This window comes from Candidatus Nitrospira bockiana (assembly GCF_965152565.1).
Genome location: NZ_OZ224215.1, coordinates 1,425,151 through 1,443,266 on the forward strand (window position 1 = coordinate 1,425,151; position 18,116 = coordinate 1,443,266).

The window sequence follows — 18,116 nt, forward strand, 5'->3', positions numbered from 1 at the left end:
TATCAAGGGACTCCCTGCCATGTCAACTTTTCTCTTCCGGGCAGCCGACGAGATCGAAGACTATAATGAAGAAGATGCCGAGGGGTGGAAGCCATATGACCCGGCCGCTCTCCAATATTGAGGACTATGCGGTGATCGGTGATTCGAGAACCGCGGCGCTTGTTTCCACGGACGGCTCTATTGATTGGCTCTGCCTGCCCCAGTTCGACGGTTCATCGGTCTTCAATCGACTCTTGGATCGATGGCGCGGGGGACACTTTACGATCACGCCGGTGCGCCCGTTTTCCGTCCGTCGTTCCTACAAAGGGACGACAGCCGTTCTGATGACGGAATTCCAGACAGACGAAGGGACCGCCCGCGTGACCGATCTGATGCCGGTCCTCCCGGAACATCAGAAGCGTGCACGGCTCCTCCCCTTCCGGAGCCTCCTCCGCGAGGTGGAAGGGATTGAAGGCGCGGTGGAATTCCAGGTCATCTTCAAGCCGCGTCCTGACGACGGGCGCCTCGTGCCGATGCTTCAAGTCCGTGGGCACGCCGGATATGTGCTCGATCTTGGGAGTCGGCTCCTGCATCTGAGCTGCGGCACCTCGTTGGATGTCAAGAGAGGCGAACTGGAAGGCCGAATCCGGGTGGAGGCCGGGCAACGATGCCGGTTCTGGCTGGCGTATTCAGAAGAGGCGCCCGCCGTCTATCCCGTGCTGCAAGAGGCAGAATCGGTGACGGCCGACACCTGTGCCTTCTGGGAGGCCTGGGCCAATGCGTGCACCTACCACGGCCCTTACCGCCAGGCGGTGTTGCGCAGCGCACTGACGTTGAAGCTGCTGTCGTTTGCCCCGTCGGGTGCCATTGTCGCGGCCGCCACCACGTCATTGCCGGAGACGATCGGCGGCGCGCGGAATTGGGACTATCGCCACTGCTGGCTTCGAGATGCCGGGCATACCGTGCAGGTGTTTCTACGGCTCGGCTATCACGCGGAAGCGATGGCGTTCGTGAGATGGCTCCTGCATGCGACCGCCCTCACCTATCCGGCGTTCCAGGTGCTCTACGACGTCTACGGTCAGGCCTCGGTCCCGGAGCGGCAGGTCCAGTTCCTCGAAGGGTACCGCGCCTCGCAGCCGGTGCGCGTCGGCAATCAGGCCCACCGCCAGTTTCAGTTGGATATCTACGGAGCGGTGCTCGACAGCCTGCTCGAGGCCGTGGAGGCGGGATATCGTCTCGATCGCGAACTGCGAAACCGGCTCCTCCGGATGGCCGATCTCATCTGTACCGACTGGACGAGGCCCGACCACGGCATCTGGGAAATCCCGGGAGGACGCCGGCATTACGTCCACTCGAAAGTGATGTGCTGGGTGGCGCTGGACCGCGCGGAACGGATCGCACGGCGCGTGGGCGTCCACGCCGATTTCGACGCGTGGAAGCAGGCGCGGGAGTCCATCCAACGGACGGTGTGGCAAGCCGGCTATTCCGCCGGCCTGGCGAGCTTCGTCCAAACACTCGGCGGCGCCGAGGTGGACGCAACCGCTCTGACCTTCGCCACAACGGGGCTGGTCGAGCCCGACGATCCGCGCATGCGCTCGACCATCGACACGATTCGCGCGCACCTCGGATGCGGCGACCTCTTGTACCGGTATCGAACGGACGATGGGCTGCCGGGAGAGGAAGGTGCGTTCCTTCCCTGCAGTTTTTGGCTCGTTGAAGCGCTGGCCGCAACGGGACGGCGGGACGAGGCTCAGGCGCTATTGGAGCGGCTGCAGCAGCGAGCCACTGACGTGGGCCTGTACTCCGAGGAGATGGACCCCGCCACTGGGGCCATGCTGGGCAACTTCCCCCAGGCGTTGACGCATCTCGCCCACATTCGAGCCGTCCTTCGGCTGCATCACAGCCGGTAGAAGGTGCCGAGCACCATGCCGTAGGCGAGATGGGCCAGGATGGTCGCCAGCGGCGTTTGATAACCGTAATTCATCGCAAGGAAGCCCGGCGGTTCCAGAAGCCTGGTGGGTTCAGGGCCCTGAAAGTCGGACGCCATGCGTGGGTGCGCGCCGGGCAAGAGAGGCAGCACGACGATCAAGACAAAGGCGGCATGGGCGAGACCCATCAGGCCGCCCAGCCACCACGTCGCCACGCCGAAGCCGCTGAAGAAGGCGGCGTAGAGTAGGGCCATCCACCATCCATTGATGAAGTGAATGACGAACCCGATGATCTTGGCCCGATCGCGATCCGGCGTGACCATCGTGCCCAACAGCAGGGGCATGTCCATCCGGGTCAGGTGCAGCCCTTGACTGGCGTGGAGAAGAGTTGTCAACAACCCGGTGGCGAGCAAGCCCCAGAGCAAGACCTGGAGAATGTGCATGGGCCTCACGCCACGCGGCCCCGCTCTTTCGCGGCGGCCTCCGGCCCTTTGTGTGGTTCCACCGCGACCCCGTGCACGTACACCAACTCTCCGCCGAGCCAACCGGAGACGCCGAGCAGGGCGACCCCGATCACGGAGAGGACGATCGGCAGGCCGGCGCCCGGCGGACTCGCCATGCGCATCAGGAGATTCACCGCAAACAGGGCCACGATGGTCAGGTTGGTGAGCAGGTGCCATCGGCCGATCCTCGCGACATCGCGATCCGTGAGAGACCGGTAATCGAGGTAGCCGGGAACCGCGGCGGCGAGCGCCCCGAGCAGCCCGCCGATCATCGTGTAGAACGCGAGATCGTTCCACACCTCCGTGCCCCAGCCCATCGCGTACACGACATCGCAGACCAATGAGAAGATCCACAGCGCGATCGGGAAGGGAATTAACATCGGGTGAATGGGATGTTTCAGGAAACTGGCTGGGCTGGCCATATCGTCCTCCCTTGGATTGAGCGTTGAGTCCGTTAGGTCGGTTGAGTCCGTTGTGTCCGTTGACGGACCTAACGGACCAAACGGAACAAACGTCCTAAACCCGTTAGAGTGATTTCAAGTAGTCGATCAAGTGCCCTTTCTCCGTCTCCGTCAGCTTCAAATCGAAGTGGCGGTCGTAGTGAGCGACGACCTCCTCCAACGTCGCGAAGCGGCCGTCGTGATAGAACCCGCCCTTCATTCGGGTGAAGAGCCCGCGCAGGGGCGTCGTCCGATAGCGTTTCTCGGGAGAGCGATTCGCCTGGAAATCATCAATTCCGATCTCCTCCGCGGTGTGCAAGGGCCATCCCGGCTCGGTGAACAGCGGCGGCACGTGACAGGCGGCGCACCGTGCTTTGCCGTTGAACACCTCTTTGCCGAAGGCGGCCGCTTCCTCGTTGTACAAATCCTTCGGCGGCGTCGGCGCCGGGATCGCCAACTGGTAGAAGTGCAGGGCCGCGAGCTTGTCCGTAATCAGGTCGGGCTTCTGCCGCAGGTTGTCGAAGCCGGCTGCGGCCCCGACCGGGAATTGCGACCGGTTGTTCAACCGCGGATCGAAGAACGTGCCCATGCCGACCATCTGGGTGTTGGCGACATAGGCGTTCCAGTACGTGACGCTCCCCCATCCCGTATAGGTGTGCAAGTGGACGCCGGCCAGGCCGAAGGCCGCGGGCAGGACGGTGGCGGCGGACCTGCCGTCGGGGCGGAAGGCTTTTCCGTCCTGGTTCAACTCCGCATCGTATTTCCCGGGCCCCAGCTCAGCAGGACTTGTTTCACGGTGGCGACATCGGTCTTCAAGAGATCCGCCATGGGTGTCAAATCGGGAGCCAGAGCCACGATGGCGCCGACATCCAAGTCGCGGTTGGGCCAGCCGTCCAGCCGTCGACCGATGCCCCGGGCGAACGAGTCGTCCACCGTCGAGTGACAGAAGGCGCACTGGATGCCGATAGCCTGCAGGCGTTCATCCTTCTTGTCGAAAAAGCCGGTGACGCCGACGACCGCATTCGCGCCCAGCAATTCCAGCGTCGGCTCGGGGTTCTCGAGACTCACCGCGCCGCCCTTGATGACTTCGAGCAACGCGGCCGGGATCGCCCCCTGATCCACTTTGAGGCCGAGCTGGAGCGCACGCTTCGGGGTGAGCCCGGGCCCCACGCCGCCGTTCTTCTCTCCCGCGATCGCCTCGTGCAACCGCAGCTTGTCGCCCCAGAAGCTCTCGCTGCCGAACGTGTCGAAGCGGAAGACCTTGCGGCCGTCTTCCATCATTCGGGTGACATGGTCCTCGATGACACTGTCGAAGCTCTCAGCCGGGAAACGCTGTGCTTTCACGGCGGGGTTCGTCTCGACTCCTTTGGGAAAAGGCGCGCAGGCAAAGGCAATGCCGAGACCAATGAGGATCATGAGCCGTCTCTTGTGTTTCATGAGCCACCTCCTGCTCGACGGCGTCGGGTCGAGAACGGATAGGGTGTCGATAGGACAATCGAGGGGCAATGGTTCGAGAACGAAGCCGTCTCCCTTCTATCGAACCAGCCCACCAGGCAGCGGGGTGGTCGGGGAGGAACTGATTTTTGTGTAGGCGACAGTAGCGACAACTCCGTACTCGAATCCGGCCCTCCAGACGCCTGGGCCAGCCAGCGAGGGCCGACGGCCGGTCGTCAAAGGTCTTGACTCCGTACTAGGGTACGGGGTGTACGGTGGGCGGCGGGGATGATGGAGGCTGTCATGGGATCAGGCTTCACGATCGGGCAGTTGGCGAAGCGGGGCGGCGTGAACGTGGAGACGGTGCGCTACTATGAGCGCCTCCATCTGCTCTCGCCGAACACCCGCAAGCCCTCCGGGTACCGGGTCTATGGCCGGGCGGAACTGCGCCGTCTCCATTTCATCAAAAATGCACAGGCCTTGGGCTTCACCTTGCGTGAGATTATGGAGTTTCTCGACCTCCGCGTCAGCTCGAGCAGCCGGTGCGAAGACGTGAAACGCAAGACGCAGACCAAGTTGGCGCAGGTGGAAAAGAAAATCGACGACCTCCAGGCGCTGGCCCGCTCATTGCGGGACCTGATCCGATCCTGCGAGGCCAAGCGGCTCACAGATCACTGTCCGATCCTCGAGAGCTTGGAAGACCCAGTAGAAGAGAGCAGCAAAGAGGGAGAACACCATAAACCAGAACCTATGAAAAGGAAGGAGGATCCGACATGACGAACATGACCAAGCGACGCGTTGAAGTCTTTACGGCCGGCTGCCCGATTTGCAATGAAACCGTAAACCTCATCAGGTCCGTGGCCTGTCCGAGTTGTGAGGTACACATCTACGACTTGCGTGCGGGCTGCAGCACGAACGAATGCCGAGAGAAAGCCGGAGCGTATGGGATCACGGCGGTTCCGGCGATCGCCGTCGACGGCGTGCTGCTGGAGTGCTGCCGGCGAGTACCGATCACCGCATCGGCCTTGCAGGCGGCGGGTATCGGGCGGGCCTGAACGGAGGGAATGCCTTGGAAGAGCAGAAGAAGCCAGACTCGCGGCTCCTCTGGACGGGACTAGTCGGGTCCGCCACCGTCGCCCTGTGTTGCTTCACCCCGTTCCTCGCCGTCACGCTCGGCGTGCTCGGGCTCGGGGCCCTCACAGGATATCTAGACTATGTCCTGCTGCCGGCTCTGGCGGTCTTTGCCGGGATCGCCCTGTACGGAATTGCTCGACAACGACCAGCGGGCAAGAGGGCCTGTTGTGCAGAGCACCCAAGCCTACAATGATGAGTGTTGAGTGATGAATGATGAATGTGAAGAGCTCAGAATCCGAGCGTTCATCACTCATCGCTCATCACTCATCACTTGTTAAGAGTGTAAGGGGAAATGATGAATGCTGGCTGATGAAGGAAAGAGGATGAGAATATGCCGAAAGGGACCTCGATCGACCAGCCATCGATCTTTACGGAATTGCGCCGCCTCAGTCCAAAGGTGACCGGCGGCCTCTTGCGCATGCGGGAGCAGGCGTATCGCGATGCGGCCGTACCCGGCAAGTACAAGCTGCTCGCCGCCATGGCGATCTCCATCGCGATCCGATGTGAGCCGTGCATCCGCGCCTATGTCAGGCTGGCATATGACAGGGGCATCACGCAGGAGGAATTGGTGGAATTCTTGGACGTGGCGATGACCATGCAGGGCTGCCCGGGTGAAGAGTGGGCGCTCAAGGCCTACGCCGCCTACAAAGAGGTCGCGGCTCAAGCCTCAGCGGCTGAACCGGCGGCCTGCTGCACGCACCTTCCATCGTAGGCACGGGGCTCCAGTCGAAAGGAGGTCGCAACGATGAAACACCTGTGCGTGGGCCTAGCAGCCGTCATCATGATGGTCCTCATGGCAGGGGTGGGGGCGGTAGCTGCCCAAAGACTTGCTTCCGGCTCGATCCTCATCCACATGAAAACCTCGCTGGCAGAGGACGACGCCCAGATCTGCGCCGTTCCGAACGTCGCCTGGGCGTCGGTCAAGGCCGGACACAAGGTGGTGATCCTGGTCGATGCCAGCGCGGTTACGTCGGTCACCAAGGGGTTCGGCTGGTTCAATCGCATCTTTCGTCCCGACAGCACGGCCTTGGACCGCGCGCGACTGCCCGAGCGGGAGCGGCAGGCCTTGTCGGAGCAGATGGGGGTGCCCTTGGAGCAGATCCCACGCAACTACGGCGAGTACTTTGCCTCGCTCAAGAAGATGGGCGTTGAGATCTACGGCAATCGGACGATGATGCTGCTCTATAAGATTGATCCGGCTCGTGTGGCGGAGGCGGTGACGCCGATTCCGCTCGAGCAGATGGTGCGCTTGTTTGAGTCGGCGGATCACATGATCGTCTACTAGCGGAGAACTTATAATGTCGGCGGCGACGACCTATTCTTGAAACCCCTCCTTTGTAAGGAGGGTGAGGGAGGTAGAACGATCTTCTACCCCACCTTGCCTGCGCTTACAAAGGGAGGAAGGGGAGCCTGAAGGTATCCCAGCCATGGCGACGAAGACAGTTGATCTGGTCGTGATCGGGACGGGCTCGGCGGCCACCGCTGTGGCGTTCCCGTGCCGTGCGGCCGGGTGGACCGTGGCGGTGATCGACTCCCGACCCTTCGGCGGGACCTGCGCCTTACGCGGCTGCGATCCGAAGAAGGTGCTGGTCGGCGCAGCGGAGCTGGTGGACTGGTTCGACCGCATGCGCGGGAAGGGCGTGCAAGCCCAAAGCGCCGGCATCGATTGGTCGGAGCTGATGCGGTTCAAGCGGACCTTCACCGATCCGGTGCCGCAGCGGCGGGAAGCGAGTTTTGCAGGAGCGGGCATCGCGACCTATCACGGCCGAGCGCGGTTCGTCGGGCCCACGTCGATCCAGGTAGGCGAGGACCGGCTCGACGGCCGCCGCATCGTCGTGGCGACGGGGGCCGCTCCGATGACATTGCCGATTCCCGGAGCGGAACATCTGACGACGAGCGATCGGTTCCTGGAGCTGGATGAGCTTCCGTCCTCCCTCATCTTCGTCGGGGGCGGGTACATTTCGTTCGAGTTCGCGCATCTCGCCGCTCGGGTCGAGGCCCGGGTGACGGTCCTGCATCGCGGGAGCCGGCCGCTGGAGCGGTTCGACCCCGCTCTCGTGGAGCAACTGGTGCGGCGCACGCGCGAGCTTGGCGTGGACGTCCAGCTGGACACGGAGGTCACGGAGATCAGGAAGGCGGACGACAAGATGGTCGTCACCGCCTCGTCGGCCGGGAAGGCGCGCGAGCTCGAGGGCGACATGGTCGTCCACGGCGCCGGCCGGGTTCCGGAGATCGAAGACCTGGATCTCGGGACCGCAGGGATCGAATATGGGAAGCAGGGCGTGTTGGTGAACGAGTATTTACAGAGCCGCTCGAACCCGGCGGTCTATGCCGCCGGAGATGCGGCGGCCGGGGGCCCCCCGTTGACGCCGGTCGCCGGGTACGAAGGCGAGATCGTGGCGGCGAATCTCCTGCACGGGAATCACCGGCAGGTGGACTATCGCGCGGTGCCCTCGGTGGTCTTTACGATTCCCCCGCTCGCGGCGGTCGGTCTATTGGAGCCACAGGCGCGCGAGGCCGGGCTTCGCGTTCGGACCCATCGGGACACGACGTCGAGCTGGTACTCGTCCCGCCGCGTCGCGGAGCGCTCTTCGGGCTTCAACGTGCTCGTCGAAGAAGGGAGCGAGCGGATTCTCGGTGCCCACATTCTGGGGCCGCACGCCGAGGAGGTCATCAACCTGTTTGCGCTGGCCATCCAATTCGGGCTCACCGCCAAAGACCTGTCTTCACTGAAGTACGCCTATCCGACCCACGCTTCCGATATCTGGTACATGCTCGGTGAGTGAGGTCAGGGCCGCAGCCCACGCTCCGTCAAGAACGCCTTGGCCAGGTCCTGGACCCGGCCGTGCTGAACCGTGGCCTGATGATTGAGGCGGCGCATGGTCTCATCGGTGAACTGGCCGGCGAGCTCGTTGAGCGCGGCCGCGAGGCCCGGCTCCCGCTCCAGGGACTCCAGGCGGACGGCGATGGCCGCCTCATACGGGGGGAAACACCGTCGATCGTCCCGGAGGACCGTCACGTCGAGGACGGACAAGAGGCCGTCGGTCGAATTTCCCGCGACCATGCTCACCTGGCGCTGCTCGAGCGCCCGGTACAGTAATCCCAAGTCCATCGTCTTAGGCGGTCCGGTGAGCGGCAAACGGTACGTCTCCAACAGGGTGGCGAGCCCGTCGGGCCGCTGTTGAAATTCGTAGCCGACCCCGAGCGTCCACCCCGGTCTGTACCGCGCCGCGTCGCTCAACGAGTCGACGCGATGGCGCTCGGCATCCTCACGCCGGATCACCATGGCGAAGGTATTGTTGAATCCCAACGGGTCCAGCCATCGAACGCCGAACCGCCGCTCATACTCGTGTCGCACCCGTGTGAGCACGTCGGCGGGATCGGCGGACGGCGGCAGGTTGAGGACGGCCGTCAAGGCGGTGCCGGTGTACTCCGGATAGAGATCGATCTCGCCCTTGACGAGGGCCTGATGAGCGAGCATCGTTCCTCCGAGGTTGAGCTTGCGCTCCACCGTACGGCCCAACCGATGCTCGAGATGCTGAGCGACGATCTCCCCGAGGACGATCTGCTCCATGAAGTTCTTCGAGCCGACGATGATCGGCCGATCCTTGTCCGAGCAGCCGAGGAGGCCCGCCAGCAGGATCACCGCGGCGAACACGTGCGTTCGACCCATTCGAGTCCCCGGTCGGCGACGATGGCCATCAGCGCGGCAGGCACGGCGCCCGAGAGCAGCAGGAGCGAATCGACGGACGCCAGCCCTCGAAAGATGAACACGCCCAATCCTCCGGCCCCGATCGCGGCGGCGATGGTCGCCGTGCCGATCGTCGTCACCGTGGCGATCCGCACACCGGCCAGGATCGTCGGGGCAGCCAGCGGCAGCTCGACTTCCCACAAGAGCTGGCGATCGGTCATGCCCAACGCAATCGCCGATTCGCGGACGAACGGGTCGACGCCGAGGATGCCGGTGACGGTGTTCCGCAGCATCGGCAACAGCGCGTAGAGCACCAGGGCAAGGATGGCCGTATGAGGACCGATGCCGCCCACGAAGGGGAGCGGGATCAAGAACCCGAAGAGCGCCAGGCTCGGGATGGTCTGGGCGACATTGGCGAACCCGAGCAGCCAGTCGCGCAGCCCCGCGCGCCGCGTGAGCAGGATGCCGGCCGGGATCGCGAGCGCGGCGGCAATGGCCATGGAGGCGGCGACCAGCACCAGGTGCTCGACCGTCAGAGTGAGCAACTCGCCCAGCAGCGTCGGCATCAGACCTCGAGGCGCTGCTCGAGACACGCGCGGAACGCGCGCGCTTCCCGGCTCTCGGCGTGCAAGAACTCCGACGGCGTGGCGATGAGGTCGAGTGATCCGCCGGCCAGCAGCGCGATCCGCGTCCCGAGCAGGAGGGCTTCACGCACGTCATGGGTCACGAAGATCGCCGTCTTGGAGAGCTCCCGTCGCAACGCGAGGAACTGGCGTTGAAGCTCCAGGCGGGTCACGGGGTCGAGCGCGCCGAACGGCTCGTCGAACAGTAAGAGCGGCGGATCGGCGGCCAGGGCCCGCGCCACGCCGACCCGTTGCCGCTGCCCGCCGGACAAGTCCCTCGGATAACGATGGGCGAACTCCTCAGGGGGCAGGCCCACCTGGTCGAGGAGGGATCGCACGCGGGCCCGGATGTCGTCAGGCCGCCATCCTTCCAGACGAGGCACGAGCCCGACGTTCTCGGCCACCGTGAAATGGGGAAACAGGCCGCCTTCCTGGATGACATAGCCGATCCGGCGCCGCAGCCGGATCGGGTCCCACGCCGTCGTCGGGGTACCCTCGACGAGCACCCGCCCGGCGCTCGGGCGCACCAGCCCATTGACCATCTTCAGCGCCGTGGTCTTGCCCGAGCCGCTCCGCCCGAGCAGGACCACGGTCTCCCCCGGCGCGATCTGCACCGTGAGGTCATGAAGGACGTTGGTTCGGCCGATGCGTGCGGAGACGTGCTCGAACGAGACCAGCGGGCTCATAGCCGGGGATCGGGCGGGGCGGCGCCGTCGGCGACCCAGAGGTTTTCAGCAAAGGGCCATTCACGATCGACCCATTGCGCGGTGCACACATACCCGGTCCGTTGCGCCATGCCGGGAATCTCCTCGAGCCGGAACTTGTGACACGCTTCCGTCCAAATCGTCTCCCCTTCGCGGAACGCGCAGACCACATCGGCCGCCCGAATCGACACCGTCTGCCGGCGCTCCGCTCGCAGGTGCATCTCGATCCGGCGTTCGCCGGGGTCATAGCGGACGTCATGCGTGAAGGCCGACAAGGCGAAATCTCCGCCCAGCTCGCGATTGATGCGCGCGAGCAGGTTGAGATTGAACGCGGCGGTCACGCCCGTGGGGTCCGCATACGCCGCCAGCATGGTGGCCACGGGCTTCTCCAGATCGGTGCCGAGGAGCAGGGCGTCGCCGGGGGCTAAGCGCCGACGGATCTCGCGGAGGAACGCGTCGGCCTGGGGCCGTTCGAAGTTGCCGATCGTGCTGCCGAGAAACAAGACGAGCAGCGTCTGACCGGGAGAGCGCCGCGCGGCCACGTGCTCGAGGCCCTCCAAGTAAGAGGTTTCCAAGCCGACGAGGCTGACGGCGCCGAGCTCCGACAGCTCCCGCCGGCACTTCACGAGCGCGGCGGCGGAGATGTCGATCGGGAAGTAGCGGAGCTGTTCCCGGTCCCCGAACGCTTCGAGCAACCAGCGCGTCTTTCGTCCGCTCCCGCTCCCCAGCTCCGCGATGATCAGCGAGGGGGGAAGCGCGTCGCGGATCGCCGCCGCATGACGGCGGAGCAGCCGCTCGTCGGCGCGAGTCAGCCCGTACTCGGGCAGCAGGGTGATCGCCTCGAACAGCGCCGTGCCCAGCTCATCGTAGAGATAGATGGACGGCAATTCGCGTTGGGGCTTGGCGAGCCCCACCCGTACGGCCCGAGCAAACTCCTCCACAGCGGAGGAGTGGCCGCCGCGCCGGAGGGAAGCCTTAACGGTCAACGCATCGAAAGCCGGCATAGACGTACGGATAGTTCGGCCGGAACCAATTGCGGAACGAGCGGCGCAGAAGACGTGCGGCCGTCCGCTGCGACCCGCCCTTCAGCACGTAGTGCTCGCCGTCGAAAAAGGGCGCGGAGTATCCGGGATAGAACGCGAACGGTTGAAAGCCGGGGAAGGGAGCAAAGAGGGTCTCCGTCCATTCCCAGCCGTTCCCCACGAGCTGCGAGACGCCGAACGCACTGTTCCCTTCCGGGGTGGCGGTCACCGGCACAGGATCCCAGTGATGAAAATCGAAGTTGCCATGCCGGGGAGACGGCGGGGCGTCGCCCCAGGGGTAGCGCCGCTCCACGCCGGCCGGCGTGCCATACGCGGCGCGGTGAAACTGCGCCTCGGTCGGGAGCGCTTTACCGACCCACTGCGCGTACGCGCGGGCTTCCTCATGGGTCACGTAGACCGGCCAATCCAACGGCAGCGGGACGTCGCCCCAGAGCGTGCGCCAGAACCATTGGTCGTCATGGCGGCGCCAAAAGTGCGGCGGCTTGGCACCGGCCTCGACGAACGGGAGGTACTGCCCGTTCGTGACCTTGTATTGATCGATGACAAAGCCGGGAACCGAGACGATCTGTTCCTCGAATTCGTTGTCCCACCCAAAGGGAGCGGTCCTATTCTCCAGCGCGCCGCGACTCCGGCCAAGCCGGGCCGTGCCCGGGGGAATTTCGATCATGGCGTTACGGCGGGCCGGAGAAGCGACAGGCGCCCGCTGCTGAGCGAGAGGCTGCCACGACAACGGCTCGCTGAGATTATGAATCAGGTACGTAAAGGTTTCGGCGTGCATCAGCCGGTGCTCGATCGCTGCGTCGACGAACAACGAGGGGGCTTCATGGAGGCGGGCATCGAGGCGCTGGCGCACGTGGACCACATAGCGCCGGGTCTCCTCCAGCGTCGGCCAATCCGCTGGCGTGTCGGTCGGGGCCTGACCGGCCTGAGGATCGATCCCGAACGCGAACAGCCGATCGAATTCCGGATGGAACGACGGAGAGTCCAACCCCCGTCGGCCGATCAGATTCCAATCAAAGGCGTCGACGTGTCCCAGGTAGAAGAGCAGACGATGCCGCTCGGGAACCGGGCGATCATACCAACGCGAGTCGGGAATCAATTGGAACAATCGATCCGTCGTCGCGCGCACGGCCGCCAGCGTGCGGGCCGCTCCGGTCTCCACTGTCGTCGATTGCGCCACCTGAAATCCGCTCCGGGCAATACGGTTATTTGTACACGACGTTGCAGGCGTTGGATAGTCGGAATCAATCCTGTAAGCGTTCCCGGAAGGGATGAGGTGATGGCCTTGTGGCAGGTCCCCTGCACCCGCGTCACGAGGCCGCACGTTACCGCATGATGACCTTGCCGGTCCTGCTCCAATAATAGTAGATCGAAAAATTCGGGTAGATCGCGGCGAGCGTATTCTGTCCGGCGACAGAAAACAAGACTCCGGCCGCGCCAACCCAGTGGTCGCCGATCCGATACTGAATGGTCGGTTGGATACCGAGCGTGTTGAAGCCGACACCCGGGAGGATGCCGAGGGCCTGGATGAACGTCGCGCGCTGATCGCTTCGCATCGTTCCTTCTGCTCTCCGACAAATGAGCAACGAAAAGCGCCTCACAAGCAGAAGCCGCTCAGAGCACTCGGTGAATCAGGAGGTAGGCGAGACAGGCCAGGATGCCCGCCGCGGGGAGGGTCACGATCCATGCCAGGACCATGTCCCGCACGGTCGTCCATCGGACCGCGCGCAGTCCCTTCAGCAACCCGATGCCGATGATCGCCGAGCTGCTGACGTGCGTCGTCGACACCGGGAGTCCGACGGTGGCCGAGATGAGCACGAGCGAGGAGGTCGTGAGGTTGGCAGAGAGACCTTCCACATGATCCATGCGAGTGACCTTCTCGGCCAGCACGTGGGTCACGCGCAGGCCGCCCAGGTAGCTCCCGAGCCCCATCGCGAGGGCCACGCTGCCGAATACTACGGCTTGACCGCTCGGGTTTTCCCAGGGAGGGACCGTTGCGCCGAGCATCAGCATGGCGATGATCTTGGGCGCGTCGTTCGTGCCCCGGGCCAACGAGGCCAGTCCACTGGAGACCCAGTGGATCGTGTCGAGACCGACCGCCAGTCCAGCCAGGCCGCTGCGGTCGCACCGGGCCGGCACGTCGACGACGGGTGGACCGAAGGCCTGTGTCTGAAACAGGATGCGAGTCACGCCCTGCGGATCGAGGGTCACCAGGGCCCGGGAAGCGGGCATCACACAGACGCACGCGCCTTCCCAGCGAGCGGCGAGCGCTTGCACCAGAGGATGAACCAGCACCGAGGCGAGAAGAGCGAGGGCGGGGCTCAGCAGCAACGGCAGGACGATCTTCGTAACCATGGTCGGCCAGACCAGGCCGTGCGCGCCGAAGGCAATGAGTCCCGCGCCGACAAGGGCGCCGGTCAGGGCGTGGGTCGTCGAAACGGGAAGGCCGGTGCGCGAGGCGATCAGCACCCACGCGATGGCACCGATCAGCACCCCCAGGATCAGCGCCGATGGAACGATGACGCCGGGCCGGAGTAAGCCCCTGCTGAAGGTCGTCACCATGGCGCCCGCGACCAACGCCGACGCCGAGGCGCCGACGATCGTCCACGCCGTTCCCCAGGCGATCGCCCACCGATAATTGGTAATCCCGCTGCCTACCAACGTGGCGATGGCCTTGGAGACATCGTTCGTCCCGTTGGCAAAGGCCAGGGTCGTCACCAACAGCAGGGCAAGGAGCGAGGAGTCCATCAGGAGATGACGGCACCGTTGCAGGACAATCCGGTACCCGCCGTGCAGCCGTAGCAATGATTCCGATGCTGGTACTGTATCTCAGAACGTGATCACGTGATAGCCCTGAGACACGAGCTTCTTGAAGCTGGGGTGCCCGTCATACTCGCCCATCAGAGGCACCCCGCCGCTCGTCACGGATTCCGTCGCGCCGAACGCGCCCGCGCAGAATCGGCAGGCCCCGGTCGCGCGATCCTTGACGGCGTCAAACAGCCCCTTCACCTTGTGATCCGGCTTGGCCAGCTCGCCGATCCATTTCGTGCCGGCGCCGTCGAAGATGAGCTGGACGTCGTCTCCGGCTTCCTTGAACTCCTTGACCGCTTCGAGCGCATTGACCAGGCGCCCGAGGTCCCCATGTGATTCGGTATCCGCGAACACGACGATGGCGACCTTCTCCATCACAACCCTCCTTGTGATCTAGCCGCGTGATGCCGCGCCATATCCGGCTCCGGCACCACAGCGGCGCATGAGTTTTTACTAGGTTAATCCGGCGCCTCCTGATGGTCTGTGAACCAGCTTACAGACTCGGGCGCCGGGGTCGGTCCACCGGCTCAGCCATCGCCCTGAGATGGCATCGTCGCGCACGCCGGAGCGGTCGACGCATCACGACATCCGGAGCGGGTGAGCATCGGCTCACGAGCCGGGGGGGCACGAGCTGGAACGAGCGTCAGGCCAAACAGAAAGCCAGACTACGCGGACCGCTCGGAACGATCTGTGAGCCAGGTTACAACGGCGTGCGAGTGTGAGCGTCCATACAGTAGGTTGCCTCGGAGGCCGGCTATGATGGGAGCCGCGGAGAGGGGGGTTCTCGAGTTCACGGGGAGGGAGCGTATGAACCGGCAATTGGCCATGATCATGGACCTTCAGGCCAGGCTGTCCGAGCGTACGTGTCCGGGGTGCGGCCATGACAAGCTCGAGCTGGTATTACGGTGCGATGCGCATGCCGAGCACTGCACGTTCGTCGTCCGGTGCGCGGGGTGCGGCATGCGGATGCTCGTCGATCTCGACACGGTGGCCCCCACCGGCCCGCAGGATGGCGCACCGGCCGGCGTGAGTGAAGTGCGATGCCCTCGGTGCGGCAGCGCGGACTGCCAGGTGAAATTTCGGTGTGACGCGTCCACGCAGCGCTGTGCGTACGAGGTGGAGTGCAGGACATGTCATCAGATGGGGCGAGACGCCGCCCCGCGGCGCTCCGTGGCCTGATCCTCCCTCCTGAGAAGCCCAGGAGAAGGCGATCGACTCGCGCGCCGGTCACGGCCTTCCGCAGAGGTCGGCCGGGCAGGCCAGCACGACGTGGTTGAGCAGCGCATGGCGTTCATAGCTGAGGAGATAGAGATGCAGCGTGGCGGGATCCCGTGCGTCGCGATGCAACAATGGTCCATCCACCCCCACGGCATGATGGTCGATCCAGCGATGGTGCGCGTCGAGATGGAAGCCGTAAAACGTTCGCCCGGCCGGCGGAACCGCGACAAGGTCCTCGTAGCGTTCGAAAAAGCTCGGGTTGGCGATGCCCATCGGCGCCTGCCATCCTCGTTCATAGGACTCGGGTGTCGTGAGGGGCAGCTTATCGAGATCAAGACCGCCGAAGATCAGCCGACTGACCTCCCCGGTGTCACTGTTCCTGAAGACGAGCTCGATCTCGACGAGCGGCTGAGGATGGCCCGGCATGCGCACGCGCCTCAGCACCGCCCCGGTCAGGTCCGCCAAATACTGCAGCTTCGTCTCGCGCGGGTGAGCGACGGAATACCGTCCCGGGGGGATGAAGCTCGCGAACCGGACCGGCTGCGCGTACCAGTCGCGATAGGTGTAGACGGGCGGTGCCAGAATATTCCGCCGCTTGAGCGCCTGTTCGCCGCGCGCCGCCGGCGGCTCGTGCCACCGGACGTCGGGCGCCACGGGCCGTTCCTGCTCGACCGTCCGAATCCGATCCAGCCGGACGGGGGTGCCTGCCGGATCGACCCAGTGTTCCAGCGACCACCAGTGATCCCAATAGGAGAGCCCGTTCACGCGTTCGAACAGGTGCTTGTACAGGCCGAGCGGGAACGTGAACCAGACGTGTTCGTACACTCGCTCCATCCCGTCTTCGGTCGTGAACAACAGCAGTTCCCAGAGCCCCGCGTTCAAGCAGTTGCGAGCGAGGTCCACGCGGCTCAGCCGGTGCTGTTCGAAGCCATCTCCCCCGTCGTGCACCTGTACAAAGGCGTCCCTGCTGAATTGCACCTGCTGGCGATTCCACTCACGATCGATCAGACCGATCTTCGTCAGATCCGCATCCGACTTCGCCCACGGGGGGACCGCCGCAACGAAATGGGCCAGATCGACGTCGGGAAGCTCGATCGTGGTCGAATGGGGTGAGGCCGGCTCGAGCACGAAACGAACGCGTGTCTCCGCAAGCCGCTCGATTCGAAGGCGGCGATGCGGGTAGTTCCCGAAGACCGCGCTCCGATCTTCGGGGTCTTCCGGATACTCCGCACTGCTGAACGCGGTCAGCGGGACCACCTGCTCCGGGGCGTCATCATAGCGGGCCTCCCACCAGGCCGTCCCTCCCACTACGGCGCCCGCTGTCAGTATGACGGCGCCGATGCCGACCGAACGTGTTCTATTCAGGCGCAGAAGGCTTTTGTTGAATCCGAGCATGGCCGTGCGTCTCCTCCCGATTGGGTCGCGGCAAGCCGTGGTGATCCGTGCGCGGACGCCGCCCGCGCGCTGAGCGCGAAGGACGTCGATCAGGATCAACGAAAGCCGATGGACTGAGCCATGAAGACGACGGGAGGAGCGCGCGCCGGAGCCGAGCCGGTGTCATACGAAGGTGTGGGGCGAAGCGGTGGTGTCTGAACACACGCGGAGGGCGTCGGCTTGGAGACAAGCGGGAGCGCCGAGCCGGTCAAGGCCGCTTCGCCGCTGGTACCGATCCATGTACAGACCTGATGATGCGAGGGTCCGCGGTCCCCTGAGAGAGGCGGGCCGGCCTCCAAGGCCCAGAGGTGCATCCAGACCGCGAGCGAGAGGTAGGTGACGGTGGTGAACGAGCAGAGGAGACGAGCAGACAGGCGCTTCCGCGGCCTCATGGGTCATGCTACGGATGCCTCCCAGCTCTGTCAACCGAGGAATGCAATGGCGTTGGCCGTCTCCTCTCAACGCCCGAAGAAGACCGAGAAGCCGGCATATGGCAAGACCCCGTTCAGCCCACGATTGCGATCTCCAATGCCGGCGTTGGAAATGTGGTGAAACCGGACCCCCGCCGTCACGCTCACCGTTGTCGTGATGAAATACTGCACGCCGGGACCGGTCTCCAAGACGAAATTGAACGGGATGCTCTGTTCCGGGATGCGGGGTGCCAGGTTCGTCCACAACAGGCCCGCTCCAACCTCCCAGAAGGGCATCCAGCGTCCAAAGGACAGCAGATTGTATTTCAGGATCAAGGCCCCACCGGCCGCCTCGGCAGAGAACGGTCGAGTAAAGCGGGCGAAGAACGGCTCCGCGATGAGCTGAAGATTGCCGGTCAGGCGGCCGGCCTCGAACGGGTCCGTGAGCACGATCCCGAAGCGTGGGAGGAGAAACGCCGCGGCGCGATCGCCGCCGGGCGTGCCCTCCACGAGATCCACTCCCTGCCAATAGCCTGCTCCGATTCCCGCTTCCAGCCTGCCACGGGTTACGATGTCGCGTGCGTCGGGGGCTGAACCTCCTGATGCCGGCAGAGCCGGCATCGCGAGGAGAATCCCCACCAGCAGCAGCCGTGCCCCGAATGCCGTCCCACTCCTCATCGGCACAGTCACCCCTTGCTCTCGTCCCAGGAGGATGATGGTCTCTTGAGGAAGTCGCGAGAAGCCGCTGGATCCTTACGGCTCGG

The 18,116-nt window shown here is 64.5% G+C and carries 21 protein-coding genes and 1 pseudogene; 8 read left to right on the plus strand and 14 right to left on the minus strand.

What is annotated here, in order from left to right; all coding sequences use genetic code 11:
- The first annotated feature begins 65 nt into the window (after nt 1–65).
- Nucleotides 66–1,889 carry a glycoside hydrolase family 15 protein gene (locus ACWHYV_RS07025; protein WP_447979940.1) on the plus strand — a complete coding sequence of 608 codons (1,824 nt, stop codon included), beginning with the start codon at nt 66–68 and terminating at the stop codon, nt 1,887–1,889.
- Here ACWHYV_RS07025 and ACWHYV_RS07030 read toward each other — a convergent pair.
- The 3 genes and pseudogenes from ACWHYV_RS07030 to ACWHYV_RS07040 all read right to left on the minus strand — a co-directional run bounded on the left by ACWHYV_RS07030 (nt 1,877) and on the right by ACWHYV_RS07040 (nt 4,287).
- On the minus strand, nt 1,877–2,350 hold the full coding sequence (locus ACWHYV_RS07030; protein WP_447979941.1) for a hypothetical protein: 474 nt from the start codon (nt 2,348–2,350) through the stop codon (nt 1,877–1,879). The two genes, ACWHYV_RS07025 and ACWHYV_RS07030, sit on opposite strands and share 13 nt — an antisense overlap.
- Nucleotides 2,351–2,355: 5 nt before the next feature.
- Complete coding sequence (locus ACWHYV_RS07035; RefSeq protein ID WP_447979942.1) at nt 2,356–2,832, minus strand: DUF2231 domain-containing protein; 477 nt, start codon at nt 2,830–2,832, stop codon at nt 2,356–2,358.
- Nucleotides 2,833–2,935: 103 nt separating this feature from the next.
- Nucleotides 2,936–4,287: pseudogene (locus tag ACWHYV_RS07040) on the minus strand (hypothetical protein).
- Nucleotides 4,288–4,587: 300 nt separating this feature from the next.
- Between ACWHYV_RS07040 and ACWHYV_RS07045 the strand changes: the two are divergent.
- The 6 genes from ACWHYV_RS07045 (at nt 4,588) to ACWHYV_RS07070 (ending at nt 8,204) form a co-directional block, all read left to right on the plus strand.
- Nucleotides 4,588–5,061 carry a heavy metal-responsive transcriptional regulator gene (locus ACWHYV_RS07045; protein ID WP_447979943.1) on the plus strand — a complete coding sequence of 158 codons (474 nt, stop codon included), beginning with the start codon at nt 4,588–4,590 and terminating at the stop codon, nt 5,059–5,061.
- Complete coding sequence (locus ACWHYV_RS07050) at nt 5,058–5,339, plus strand: thioredoxin family protein (protein WP_447979944.1); 282 nt, start codon at nt 5,058–5,060, stop codon at nt 5,337–5,339. The genes ACWHYV_RS07045 and ACWHYV_RS07050 overlap by 4 nt, the downstream gene beginning before the upstream one ends.
- A 14-nt stretch (nt 5,340–5,353) precedes the next feature.
- On the plus strand, nt 5,354–5,611 hold the full coding sequence (gene merF / locus ACWHYV_RS07055; RefSeq protein WP_447979945.1) for a mercury resistance system transport protein MerF: 258 nt from the start codon (nt 5,354–5,356) through the stop codon (nt 5,609–5,611).
- Between the two features lie 138 nt (nt 5,612–5,749).
- Nucleotides 5,750–6,130 carry a carboxymuconolactone decarboxylase family protein gene (locus ACWHYV_RS07060; protein WP_447979946.1) on the plus strand — a complete coding sequence of 127 codons (381 nt, stop codon included), beginning with the start codon at nt 5,750–5,752 and terminating at the stop codon, nt 6,128–6,130.
- A gap of 33 nt (nt 6,131–6,163) precedes the next feature.
- Nucleotides 6,164–6,703, plus strand: a complete 540-nt coding sequence (locus ACWHYV_RS07065) for a hypothetical protein (RefSeq protein ID WP_447979947.1) — start codon at nt 6,164–6,166, stop codon at nt 6,701–6,703.
- A 142-nt stretch (nt 6,704–6,845) separates the two neighbouring features.
- Nucleotides 6,846–8,204, plus strand: a complete 1,359-nt coding sequence (locus tag ACWHYV_RS07070) for a dihydrolipoyl dehydrogenase family protein (RefSeq protein WP_447979948.1) — start codon at nt 6,846–6,848, stop codon at nt 8,202–8,204.
- 2 nt (nt 8,205–8,206) lie between these two features.
- On the opposite strand, the gene ACWHYV_RS07075 is transcribed toward ACWHYV_RS07070, so the two are convergent.
- The 9 genes from ACWHYV_RS07075 to ACWHYV_RS07115 form a co-directional block, all read right to left on the minus strand.
- Nucleotides 8,207–9,091 (minus strand): glycine betaine ABC transporter substrate-binding protein, encoded by an 885-nt coding sequence (locus ACWHYV_RS07075; protein WP_447979949.1) that lies wholly within the window; start codon nt 9,089–9,091, stop codon nt 8,207–8,209.
- Entirely contained in the window at nt 9,061–9,675 is a 615-nt protein-coding gene (locus ACWHYV_RS07080) for an ABC transporter permease (protein ID WP_447979950.1), read from the minus strand. The genes ACWHYV_RS07075 and ACWHYV_RS07080 overlap by 31 nt, the downstream gene beginning before the upstream one ends.
- Nucleotides 9,675–10,418, minus strand: a complete 744-nt coding sequence (locus ACWHYV_RS07085) for an ATP-binding cassette domain-containing protein (RefSeq protein ID WP_447979951.1) — start codon at nt 10,416–10,418, stop codon at nt 9,675–9,677. The genes ACWHYV_RS07080 and ACWHYV_RS07085 overlap by 1 nt, the downstream gene beginning before the upstream one ends.
- Nucleotides 10,415–11,377, minus strand: coding sequence for an L-histidine N(alpha)-methyltransferase (gene egtD / locus ACWHYV_RS07090; protein ID WP_447979952.1), 963 nt, complete (start codon nt 11,375–11,377; stop codon nt 10,415–10,417). The genes ACWHYV_RS07085 and egtD overlap by 4 nt, the downstream gene beginning before the upstream one ends.
- Before the next feature lie 34 nt (nt 11,378–11,411).
- Entirely contained in the window at nt 11,412–12,659 is a 1,248-nt protein-coding gene (locus ACWHYV_RS07095; protein ID WP_447979953.1) for an SUMF1/EgtB/PvdO family nonheme iron enzyme, read from the minus strand.
- 145 nt (nt 12,660–12,804) lie between these two features.
- Nucleotides 12,805–13,035: a hypothetical protein gene (locus ACWHYV_RS07100; protein WP_447979954.1), complete on the minus strand. Its 231-nt coding sequence runs from the start codon at nt 13,033–13,035 to the stop codon at nt 12,805–12,807.
- A 58-nt stretch (nt 13,036–13,093) separates the two neighbouring features.
- Entirely contained in the window at nt 13,094–14,227 is a 1,134-nt protein-coding gene (locus ACWHYV_RS07105; protein ID WP_447979955.1) for an anion permease, read from the minus strand.
- A complete protein-coding gene (locus ACWHYV_RS07110) occupies nt 14,227–14,307 on the minus strand; it encodes a DUF3641 domain-containing protein (protein WP_447980698.1) in 81 nt (26 codons plus the stop codon). The genes ACWHYV_RS07105 and ACWHYV_RS07110 overlap by 1 nt, the downstream gene beginning before the upstream one ends.
- Nucleotide 14,308: 1 nt before the next feature.
- Entirely contained in the window at nt 14,309–14,665 is a 357-nt protein-coding gene (locus tag ACWHYV_RS07115) for a DsrE family protein (protein WP_447979956.1), read from the minus strand.
- Between the two features lie 432 nt (nt 14,666–15,097).
- Between ACWHYV_RS07115 and ACWHYV_RS07120 the strand changes: the two genes are divergently transcribed.
- Entirely contained in the window at nt 15,098–15,469 is a 372-nt protein-coding gene (locus tag ACWHYV_RS07120; protein ID WP_447979957.1) for a hypothetical protein, read from the plus strand.
- Nucleotides 15,470–15,517: 48 nt separating this feature from the next.
- Here ACWHYV_RS07120 and ACWHYV_RS07125 read toward each other — a convergent pair whose 3' ends face one another.
- Nucleotides 15,518–16,903 carry a hypothetical protein gene (locus ACWHYV_RS07125; RefSeq protein WP_447979958.1) on the minus strand — a complete coding sequence of 462 codons (1,386 nt, stop codon included), beginning with the start codon at nt 16,901–16,903 and terminating at the stop codon, nt 15,518–15,520.
- Between the two features lie 497 nt (nt 16,904–17,400).
- Nucleotides 17,401–18,030, minus strand: coding sequence for an acyloxyacyl hydrolase (locus tag ACWHYV_RS07130; protein WP_447979959.1), 630 nt, complete (start codon nt 18,028–18,030; stop codon nt 17,401–17,403).
- Nucleotides 18,031–18,116 lie beyond the last annotated feature (86 nt).